The sequence below is a fragment of the Thauera phenolivorans genome, assembly GCF_001696715.1.
Taxonomy (GTDB): domain Bacteria; phylum Pseudomonadota; class Gammaproteobacteria; order Burkholderiales; family Rhodocyclaceae; genus Thauera; species Thauera phenolivorans.
In genome coordinates, this window is record NZ_MBFM01000001.1 from 395121 (window position 1) to 405283 (window position 10163).

The window sequence follows — 10163 nt, forward strand, 5'->3', positions numbered from 1 at the left end:
GATTCTACACGAACGTCTGCGGAGAACTCCTTGCCCCGCCTTGCCCAGCTCGACGCCTGGCTCGCCGAAACCCTGCCCGGGCGCCGCTTCCAGCTCACCCCGGCCTCGGCCGACGCCAGCTTCCGCCGCTACTTCCGCCTCGTCTTCGACGACGGCTCACCCTCGCTGATCGTCATGGACGCCCCACCGGCCAACGAGGACTGCCGCCCCTGGCTGCATGTCGCCGACCTCTTCCGCAAGGCCGGCGCCCACGTCCCCGACGTACTCGCACAGGACCTCGAGCAGGGCTTCCTGCTGCTCTCCGACCTCGGCAGCACCACCTATCTGTCCGCGCTGCGCGCGCAGGACGACCCTTACCGCGCCGCCGGGCTCTACGCCGACGCGCTCGGCATGCTGGCGGCGATCCAGGCCGCGAGCCGGCCCGGCGTGTTGCCCGACTACGACCGCGCGCTGCTGTTGCGCGAGCTCATGCTGTTTCCGGAGTGGTACGTGGCCCGCCACAAGGGCATCGTGCTCGACGACAAGGAGACCGCCAGCCTGCACGACGCCTTCGAGCGCATCCTCGCGGTGAACCTGGCCGAGCCCAGGGTGTTCGTGCATCGCGACTTCCATTCGCGCAATCTGATGCTGCTCGAGCCCGCCGACGAGGCCGGCCTCAACCCCGGCGTGATCGATTTCCAGGACGCGGTGTACGGGCCGATCAGCTACGACCTGGTGTCGCTCTTCAAGGACGCCTACATCCGCTGGGACGAGGAGTTCGTCCTCGACCTGCTGATCCGCTACTGGGAGGCCGCGAAGAAGCTCGGCCTGCCGGTGCGCGCCGAGTTCCCCGACTTCCACCGCGACTTCGAGTGGATGGGCGTGCAGCGCCACCTCAAGGTGCTCGGCATCTTCGCCCGTCTCCATCATCGCGACGGCAAGGACGGCTATCTGGCCGACATGCCGCTGGTGATGGACTACCTGCGCCGCGCCTGCAAGCGCTGGCGCGAGCTGGGACCGCTGACCCGGCTGCTCGAGCGCATCGAGCCGGAGCAGGTCAGCGTCGGCTACACCTTCTGAGCGCCCGCCGATGAAAGCGATGATCCTCGCCGCCGGCCGCGGCGAACGCATGCGCCCACTGACCGACCATCGCCCCAAGCCGCTGCTCGAGGCCGGTGGCAAGCCGCTGATCGTGTGGCACATCGAGCGCCTGCGCGACGCGGGCTTCCGCGAGCTGGTGATCAACCACGCCCACCTCGGCCATCTGCTCGAGACCGCGCTCGGCGACGGCAGCGCCTTCGGCGTGCGCATCGCGTGGTCGGCGGAGGCGGTCGCGCTCGAGACCGCCGGCGGCATCCGCCAGGCGCTGCCACTGCTCGGCGACGCCCCCTTCGTCGTCGTCAATGGCGACGTCTTCTGCGATGCCGACTTCGGCGCGCTGCGCGCCGCGGCCGAGGCCCTGGCCGCCGGCGAGGACCTCGCCCACCTGCTGCTGGTGCCCAATCCCGACCACCACCCGACGGGCGACTTCGGCCTGGTGAATGGCAGGGTCCATGCCGAAGGCGAGCCGCGGCTGACCTTCGCCGGGCTCGGCGCCTACCGGCCGGCCCTGTTCGCCGGCCTCGCCGCGGGCGAACGCGCCGCCCTCGGCCCGCTGCTGCGCGCGGCGATGGCCGCCGGGCGGGTCGCCGGCGCGCGCCACGACGGCTGCTGGGTCGATGTCGGCACACCACAGCGCCTCGCCGAACTCGACGCCCGCCTGCGTGCCGCCGCGGCACCCCGGCCGCAAACGGTGGTCGACAGCCCTGTCGACCCCGCATGACATAATCGCCCCATGAACGCACCGACCGAATCCCGCCCGCTCGACATCACCCCCTTCCGTGCCCGCCGCGAGCGCCTGCTGGAACGCATGGCCGCAGCCGGCGGCGGTGTCGCCATCCTCGCCACCGCCCCCGAGCGTCCGCGCAACCGCGATGCCCACTACCCCTACCGCCACGACAGCTATTTCTACTACCTCAGCGGCTTCACCGAACCCGAGGCGGTGGTGGTCCTGGTCGCCGGCGAGCAGCCCAGCCAGATTCTGTTCTGCCGCCAGCGCGACGAGGAGCAGGAGATCTGGAACGGCTACCGGCACGGCCCGGAGGCGGCGCGTGAGCGATTCGGCTTCGACGAGGCGTGGACGATCGGCGACCTCGAGCGCCGCCTGCCCGACTTCCTCGCCAACCAGCCGGTGCTGTGGTGCGGCCTCGGCTATGACAACGAGTGGGACACCCGCGTCATCGCCGCGCTCAATGCGGTGCGCGACAAGGCGCGCACAGGCATCATCCCACCGCACTCGGTGCGCGATGTGCGCGCCGACCTCGACGAGATGCGGCTGTTCAAGGACGACACCGAGCTGGCGATCATGCGCCGCGCGGCGAAGATCTCCGCCGAGGCCCATCGGCGGGCGATGCTCGCCACCCGTCCGGGCCGCTTCGAGTACGAGATCGAGGCCGAGCTGCTGCACGCCTTCCGCGCCGCCGGCAGCCAGTTCCCCGCCTACACCTCGATCGTCGCCAGCGGCGCCAACGCCTGCGTGCTGCATTACGTGGAGAACGACCGGCGCATGATCGACGGCGAGCTGCTGCTGATCGACGCCGGCTGCGAACTCGACGGCTACGCCTCCGACATCACCCGCACCTTCCCGGTGAACGGGCGTTTCAGCGGCCCGCAACGCGAACTCTATGAGCTCGTGCTCGCCGCCCAGCACGCGGCGCGCGCCGAGATCCGCCCGGGCGCGCACTGGAACCAGCCGCACGAGGCCGCGGTGGAGGTGCTCGCCCAGGGCCTGCTCGACCTCGGCCTGCTCGAGGGCAGCCTCGACGGCGTGCTCGAGCGCGGCGACTACCGCCGCTTCTACATGCACCGCACCGGGCATTGGCTCGGCATGGACGTGCACGACGCCGGCGAATACAAGGTGGGCGGCGCGTGGCGAGCGCTCGAGGAGGGCATGGTGCTGACCGTCGAGCCCGGTTGCTACGTGCGCCCAGGCGAGGGCGTGCCCGAGGCCTTCTGGAACATCGGCATCCGCATCGAGGACGACGCGGTGGTCACCGCGGCCGGCTGCGAGTTCATCACCGAGGACGCGCCCAAATCGGTCGCCGACATCGAGGCGCTGATGCGGGAGGCGGGCCATGGCTGAGCGCGACCTGCTGATCGTCGGCGCCGGCCCGGTCGGCCTCGCGCTCGCGCTCGCCCTCAAGGACAGCGGCCTCGACGTCGCGCTCGCCGACGCCCGCAGTGCCGCCGCAGTCGCCGGCGACGCGCGCACGCTGGCGCTCGCCCACGGCAGCCGCCTCACCCTGGAGCGGCTCGGCGCCTGGCGCGGCCTGCCGGTGACCCCGATCGAGTCGGTGCACATCTCGCACGCGGGCGGTTTCGGCCGCACACTGCTGCGCGCCTCCGAGCACCAACTCCCCGCCCTCGGCTACGTCGTGCCGGCCGGTGCGCTGGCCGCGGCGCTGCGCCGCGAGGTCGCAGCCGCGGGCATCCCGGTGTTCGACCAGACCGAAGTCCTCGAACTCGCGCCCGCCGAAGCTGCAGTGACCGCCCGCCTCGGCGGCACCGGCGCGCCGGCGTCGACGCTGAGCGCCCGCCTCGTCGCCTGCGCCGAAGGCGGCATGCGCGCCGACGACGCCGATACCGTCACCCACGACTACCACCAGCATGCGCTGATCGGCACCGTCGGCGTCGCCGGAGGACACCACGGGCTCGCCTTCGAGCGCTTCACGGTCGACGGACCGGTGGCTCTGCTGCCCTGCGGCAAGGACTACGCCCTGGTTCATGTCGCCCCGCCCGCGCGCGCGGACGAACTGCTCGCGCTCGACGACGCGGCCTATCTGGCCGTCCTGCAGGGCCATATCGGCAGCCGCGTACGCCTCACCGGCGTCAGCGCGCGGCTGCGCTACCCGCTCCGGCTGCGCTACCGACGCCAGCCGGTGGGCAAGCGCTGCGTCTGGCTCGGCAACGCCGCCCAGACCTTGCACCCGGTCGCCGGCCAGGGCTTCAACCTCGCGCTGCGCGACGTGTGGGCGCTCGCCCGCACCCTTCGCGAGCATGGCGGCGACCCGGGCGATCCCGTCACCCTGTCGGCCTACGCGCGCGCCCGCGACCTCGACCGCTTCGGCACGATCCGCTTCACCGACGCGCTGGTGCGCATCTTCAGCACCGACTTCCTTCCCATGCGCCACGGCCGCGGCGCCGGCCTCTTCGCCCTCGACCTGATCCCCCCGCTTCGCAATTTCGTCGCCAGACGCATGATGTTCGGCGCCCGCGCCTGGCCGTGAGGGAGACGCGCGCCCTGTAACGAAGGAGAGGGGCGCGCAGCCGTCGGCCGCCGCATGGGGTAAAATGCGCGTTTTTCCAGAGCCGCCACCACGCCCATGGAGTACGCCGGTTTCACCCTGCGCAACAACCTCATCGTCGCCCCGATGGCCGGCGTGACCGATCGTCCCTTCCGCCAGCTGTGCAAGAAGATGGGCGCCGGTCTCGCGGTGTCGGAGATGGTGACCTCGAACTCGCTGCTGTACGGCAGCGAGAAGACGCGCCGCCGCGCCAACCACGACGGCGAGGCCGAGCCGATCGCGGTGCAGATCGCCGGTGCGGACCCGGCCATGATGGCCGAGGCCGCGCGCCACAACGCCGACCGCGGTGCCCAGATCATCGACATCAACATGGGCTGTCCGGCGAAGAAGGTGTGCAACGTCATGGCCGGTTCGGCGCTGATGCAGGACGAGCCACTGGTCGCCCGCATCCTCGAGGCGGTGGTGAAGGCGGTGCCCGATACCCCGGTGACGCTGAAGTTCCGCACCGGCTGGAACCGCGCCAACAGGAACGCGCCGAGCATCGCGCACATCGCCGAGGAGTCCGGCATCCGCGTGATCGCGATCCACGGGCGGACCCGCGCCGACCAGTACATGGGCGATGCCGAGTACGACACGATCGCCGACGTCAAGACGCGGGTGCGCATCCCGGTGATCGCCAACGGCGACATCGGCAGCCCGCAGAAGGCCAGGCAGGTGCTCGAATATACCGGCGCCGACGGCGTCATGATCGGCCGTGCCGCCCAGGGGCGTCCCTGGATCTTCCGCGAGATCGAGCACTTTCTCGCCACCGGCGAGATGCTGCCGCCACCGATGGTCAGCGAGATCCACCAGGTGTGTCGCGAACACCTCGCCGACCTCTACGACTTCTACGGCGACGAGCGTGGGGTGAAGATCGCGCGCAAGCACATCTCCTGGTACACCAGGGGTCTGGTCGGTTCGGCCGCCTTCCGCCACGCGATGAACCAGATCCCCGACATCCCCGGCCAGCTCGAGGCGGTGCATGTCTTCTTCGGCCAGCTCGCCGAAGCCGACGACCGTCTGCGCTACGAAGCGGAAATGCCCCAGGAGCTTGCAGCATGAGCAGTCCCAGCAACGACATCGCCGACTCGGTTCATCGCACCCTCGAGCAGTACTTCCGCGACCTCGATGGCGCCAAGCCGGCCGCGATCTACGACATGGTGATCCGCAACGTGGAGCGCCCGATGCTGCAGTTCGTGCTGCAGCAGGCCAAGGGCAACCAGACCGCCGCGGCCGACATGCTCGGCATCAACCGCAACACCCTGCGGCGCAAGCTCACCGACTACGACCTGCTCTGAGCACCCCGGCCACGCGCCACGCAGACTCTCCCAATCCGTCACTCCCTCCGGACTCACGATGAACGTCACCCAAGCCCTTATCAGCGTCTCCGACAAACGTGGCGTGCTCGACTTCGCGCGCGAACTGTCCGAGCTCGGCATCAAGCTGCTGTCGACCGGCGGCACCGCCAGCCTGCTGCGCGAGGCCGGTCTCGCGGTCACCGACGTCTCCGAACACACCGGCTTCCCAGAGATGCTCGACGGCCGCGTCAAGACCCTGCACCCGAAGGTGCACGGCGGCATCCTCGCCCGCCGTGACCTGCCCGAGCACATGGACACGATCGCCGCGCACGACATCGGCCGCATCGACCTCGTCGTGGTCAACCTCTATCCCTTCCAGCAGACCGTGGCCAAGCCCGATTGCACGCTGGAAGATGCGATCGAAAACATCGACATCGGCGGTCCGACCATGGTGCGCGCGGCAGCCAAGAACCACGGCGACGAGAAGGGCGGTGTCGGCGTCGTCACCGACCCGGACGACTATGCCTCGATCGTCGCCGAGCTCAAGGCGCAGGGCGGCAAGCTCGGCCACAAGACGCGCTTCGCGCTCGCGGTGAAGGCCTTCACCCACACCGCACGCTACGACTCGGCGATCGCCAACTACCTCACCGCGCTGGTCACCAACGACGCCGGCGACGTCTCGCTGCAGAGCTACCCCGAACGGTTGCAGCTCGCCTTCGACAAGGTGCAGGACCTGCGCTATGGGGAGAACCCGCACCAGACCGCGGCCTTCTACCGCCAGCCGGGCGCGGCCGAAGGCGGAATCGCCGGCTACACCCAGCTGCAGGGCAAGGAACTCTCCTACAACAACATCGCCGACGCGGATGCGGCGTGGGAGTGCGTCAAGGCCTTCGACGGCTCGGCCCCCGCCTGCGTCATCGTCAAGCACGCCAACCCCTGCGGCGTGGCGGTCGCCGCCAGCCCGCTCGAGGCCTACAAGAAGGCCTTCTCCACCGACCCGACCTCGGCCTTCGGCGGCATCATCGCCTTCAACGGCGAGGTCGACCGCGCGGCGGCCGAAGCCGTGTCGGCACAGTTCCTCGAGGTGTTGATCGCTCCGTCCTACACGGCCGACGCGCTCGAGCTGCTCGCCGGCAAGAAGAACGTGCGCGTGCTCACCTGCCCGCTCGGCCAGCCCGCAGGCGCCTTCGACTACAAGCGCGTGGGCGGCGGCCTGCTGGTGCAGAGCGCCGACGAGGCCCGCATCCAGATCGCCGACCTCACGGTCGTGACCCGGCGTGCTCCGACGGAAGCCGAGATGCGCGACATGCTGTTCGCCTGGCGCGTGGCCAAGTACGTCAAGTCCAACGCCATCGTGTATTGCAGGGACGGCATGACCGTCGGCGTCGGTGCCGGCCAGATGAGCCGGGTCGACTCCGCCCGCATCGCGAAGATCAAGGCCGACAACGCCGGCCTCCAGATCGCCGGCTGCGTGGTCGCCTCGGACGCCTTCTTCCCCTTCCGCGACGGCCTCGACGTGCTCGCCCAGGCCGGCGCCACCGCGGTGATCCAGCCCGGCGGTTCGATGCGCGACGCCGAAGTGATCGCCGCCGCCGACGAGCAGGACATCGCGATGGTGTTCACCGGCTTCCGTCACTTCCGTCACTGATCGCCCGACGCCGGCGGCGGCCTCGCGCACGCTGCCGGCAGGGTCTGTGGAGCAGTCCATGAAGGTTCTGGTCATTGGTTCGGGCGGCCGCGAGCACGCCCTGGCGTGGAAGCTCGCGCAGTCGGCGCGCGTGACGCGGGTGCTGGTCGCGCCCGGCAACCCCGGCACCGCCCGCGAGCCGAAGCTCGAAAATCTCCCGATCACGGCGATCCCCGAGCTGGTCGAGTTCGCCCGCCGCGAAGGCATCGCGTTCACCGTAGTGGGGCCCGAGGCGCCACTCGCCGCCGGCGTGGTCGACGCCTTCCGCGCCGCGGGTCAGCCGATCTTCGGCCCGACCCGGGCCGCCGCCCAGCTCGAGAGCTCGAAGGACTTCGCCAAGCAGTTCCTCATTCGCCACGACATTCCGACCGCGAAGTACCGCACTTTCTCCGACGCCGCCGAAGCCCACGCCTACATCGACGCAGAGGGCGCACCGATCGTGATCAAGGCCGACGGCCTCGCCGCTGGCAAGGGTGTGGTGGTCGCGATGACGGCCGACGAGGCGCACGCCGCGATCGACATGATGCTGCTCGACAACCGCATGGGCGTGCAGTACACCGAGGCCGGCGCGCAGGTGGTGATCGAGGAGTTCATGGAGGGCGAGGAAGCCAGCTTCATCGTCATGGCCGACGGCAGGCACGCGCTCGCGCTCGCCACCAGCCAGGATCACAAGCGCCTGAAGGACGGCGACCAGGGTCCGAATACCGGCGGCATGGGTGCCTACTCGCCTGCGCCCGTGGTCACCCCCGAGGTTCACGCCCGCGTCATGCGCGAGATCATCGAGCCCACCCTCGCCGGCATGGCCGCCGACGGCCTGCCCTACTCCGGCTTCCTCTACGCCGGCCTGATGATCGACGCCGCCGGCAAGGCGCGAGTGGTCGAGTTCAACTGCCGCATGGGTGACCCCGAAACCCAGCCGATCATGATGCGCCTGAAGACCGACCTCGCCGACCTCGTCGAGGCGGCGATCGCCGGCAGGCTCGACCAGGCCAGCGCCGAGTGGGATCCGCGCATCGCGCTCGGTGTGGTGCTCGCCGCAGCGGGCTATCCGGACAGCCCGCGCAAGGGCGATCCGATCGAGGGGCTGCCCGCCGTCGCCGACGCCGACAGCCACGTCTTCCATGCCGGCACCGCCGAACCCGGCGCCGCGATCGTCACCGCCGGCGGCCGCGTGCTGTGCGTGACCGCGCTCGGCGAGAGCGTGCAGTCGGCGCAGAAGAAGGCCTACGCGCTCGCCCAGACGATTCGCTTCGACGGCATGCAGTACCGCCGCGACATCGGCCATCGCGCCGCCGCGCGCGAAGCGTGAATCCCCACGACATGGGAGCGGAGGGAAAGCCCCGCCGCTGCTGACTTTCCCGAGGGCGCCATCCATACTGGCGCTTCCACGTTCCCACCCACAACCGATACGGAGGCATGGATGTCGATCAAGTTCGAAATCACCAGGGCCGAGAAGGGCGAATTCCACTTCAAGCTGCTCTCGGCGGAGGGCAAGACGCTGGTCCGCAGCGAGGGCTACAACGCCAAGTCGAGCTGCGCCAACGGCGTCGAATCGGTACGCAAGAACGCCGCCGATGACAAGCGCTACGAGCTCAAGGAAGCCTCTGACGGCCGCCCCTACTTCAACCTGAAGGCCAGCAACGGTCAGATCATCGGCACCAGCCCGATGTTCGCCGACGCCGCCGCGCGCGACGCCGCGATCGCGGCGATGAAGTCAGGCGCCGCCAGCGCCGAAGTCGACGACAAGAGCTGAGCGGGTCCCCGCAGCGTATGGACACCGCGATCGTCAGGAACTGGCTGCTCGGGCTGCAGGCGGACATCGTCGCCGAGCTCGAGACGCTGGACGGCAAGCGCTTCCACACCGACGCCTGGGCGCGCCCCGCCGGTGGCGGCGGCATCACCCGGGTCGTCGAGGACGGCGGAGTGTTCGAGCGCGGCGGGGTGAATTTCTCCCATGTCATGGGCGGGGCGATGCCCGCGTCCGCCACCGCACACCGCCCCGAACTCGCCGGCCGGCGCTTCGAGGCGATGGGGGTGTCGCTGGTGTTGCACCCGCGCAATCCCTATTGCCCGACGGTGCACATGAACGTGCGCTGCTTCGTCGCCGAGGCCGAGGACAAGCCCCCGGTTTGGTGGTTCGGTGGCGGCATGGACCTGACGCCGTATTATCCCTTCGAGGAGGACGTCCGCCATTTCCACGCCAGCTGCAGGTCGGCGGTCCTGCCCTGGGGCGGGGAAGCCGAGTATCGCCGGCTCAAGGACTGGTGCGACCGCTACTTCTTCCTCAAGCACCGCAACGAAGCGCGCGGCGTGGGGGGCCTGTTTTTCGACGATCTCGGCGCGGACGGACACCTCCCCTTCGATCAGGCCTTCGGTCTCACCCGCTCCGTAGGCGCGGCCTTCCTGGGCGCCTATCTGCCGATCCTTGCGCGCCGCCGTGACCACGTCTTCGGCGAACGCGAACGGGATTTCCAGGCCTATCGGCGCGGGCGCTACGTGGAGTTCAATCTGGTTTTCGACCGCGGCACCCTGTTCGGCCTGCAGTCGGGCGGACGGACCGAATCGATCCTGATGTCGATGCCGCCGGTGGTGAAGTGGCGTTACGACTGGCACCCCGAGCCGGGCTCCGCCGAAGCCGAGCTCTACGACCGCTACCTCAAGCCTCAGGACTGGGCCTGAGCACGGCTCGCGGCCACCGCGAGCAGAGAAAGTGAGCGGCCGGGCGGCATGCCGCCCGGAGACGGCACGCCGCGTGCCGGTCAGTCGGTGCTGACCGGTACCAGCGCGGTCGAATGCCTGCCTGCGACGATCTCCGCG

General features: G+C 70.0%; 10 protein-coding genes. All 10 read left to right on the forward strand.

Going from position 1 to position 10163, the window contains the following annotated elements:
• The first annotated feature begins 30 nt into the window (after window positions 1-30).
• Window positions 31-1059, forward strand: a complete 1029-nt coding sequence (locus BB334_RS01860) for an aminoglycoside phosphotransferase family protein (RefSeq protein WP_068803756.1) — start codon at window positions 31-33, stop codon at window positions 1057-1059.
• Between the two features lie 19 nt (window positions 1060-1078).
• Entirely contained in the window at window positions 1079-1801 is a 723-nt protein-coding gene (murU, locus tag BB334_RS01865) for an N-acetylmuramate alpha-1-phosphate uridylyltransferase MurU (protein ID WP_068804407.1), read from the forward strand.
• A gap of 12 nt (window positions 1802-1813) precedes the next feature.
• Window positions 1814-3160: an aminopeptidase P N-terminal domain-containing protein gene (locus BB334_RS01870; protein ID WP_068803758.1), complete on the forward strand. Its 1347-nt coding sequence runs from the start codon at window positions 1814-1816 to the stop codon at window positions 3158-3160.
• Window positions 3153-4304: an FAD-dependent monooxygenase gene (locus tag BB334_RS01875; RefSeq protein WP_068803760.1), complete on the forward strand. Its 1152-nt coding sequence runs from the start codon at window positions 3153-3155 to the stop codon at window positions 4302-4304. The genes BB334_RS01870 and BB334_RS01875 overlap by 8 nt, the downstream gene beginning before the upstream one ends.
• A 96-nt stretch (window positions 4305-4400) precedes the next feature.
• Window positions 4401-5423, forward strand: coding sequence for a tRNA dihydrouridine synthase DusB (gene dusB / locus BB334_RS01880; protein ID WP_068803762.1), 1023 nt, complete (start codon window positions 4401-4403; stop codon window positions 5421-5423).
• A complete protein-coding gene (locus tag BB334_RS01885) occupies window positions 5420-5659 on the forward strand; it encodes a helix-turn-helix domain-containing protein (RefSeq protein WP_068803764.1) in 240 nt (79 codons plus the stop codon). Before dusB ends, BB334_RS01885 begins: the two co-directional genes overlap by 4 nt.
• A gap of 58 nt (window positions 5660-5717) precedes the next feature.
• Entirely contained in the window at window positions 5718-7307 is a 1590-nt protein-coding gene (gene purH, locus BB334_RS01890) for a bifunctional phosphoribosylaminoimidazolecarboxamide formyltransferase/IMP cyclohydrolase (RefSeq protein WP_068803766.1), read from the forward strand.
• A 58-nt stretch (window positions 7308-7365) separates the two neighbouring features.
• Window positions 7366-8655, forward strand: coding sequence for a phosphoribosylamine--glycine ligase (gene purD, locus BB334_RS01895; RefSeq protein WP_068803768.1), 1290 nt, complete (start codon window positions 7366-7368; stop codon window positions 8653-8655).
• A gap of 111 nt (window positions 8656-8766) precedes the next feature.
• Complete coding sequence (locus BB334_RS01900; protein WP_068803770.1) at window positions 8767-9099, forward strand: YegP family protein; 333 nt, start codon at window positions 8767-8769, stop codon at window positions 9097-9099.
• A 17-nt stretch (window positions 9100-9116) separates the two neighbouring features.
• Window positions 9117-10025, forward strand: a complete 909-nt coding sequence (gene hemF / locus BB334_RS01905) for an oxygen-dependent coproporphyrinogen oxidase (protein ID WP_068803772.1) — start codon at window positions 9117-9119, stop codon at window positions 10023-10025.
• Window positions 10026-10163 lie beyond the last annotated feature (138 nt).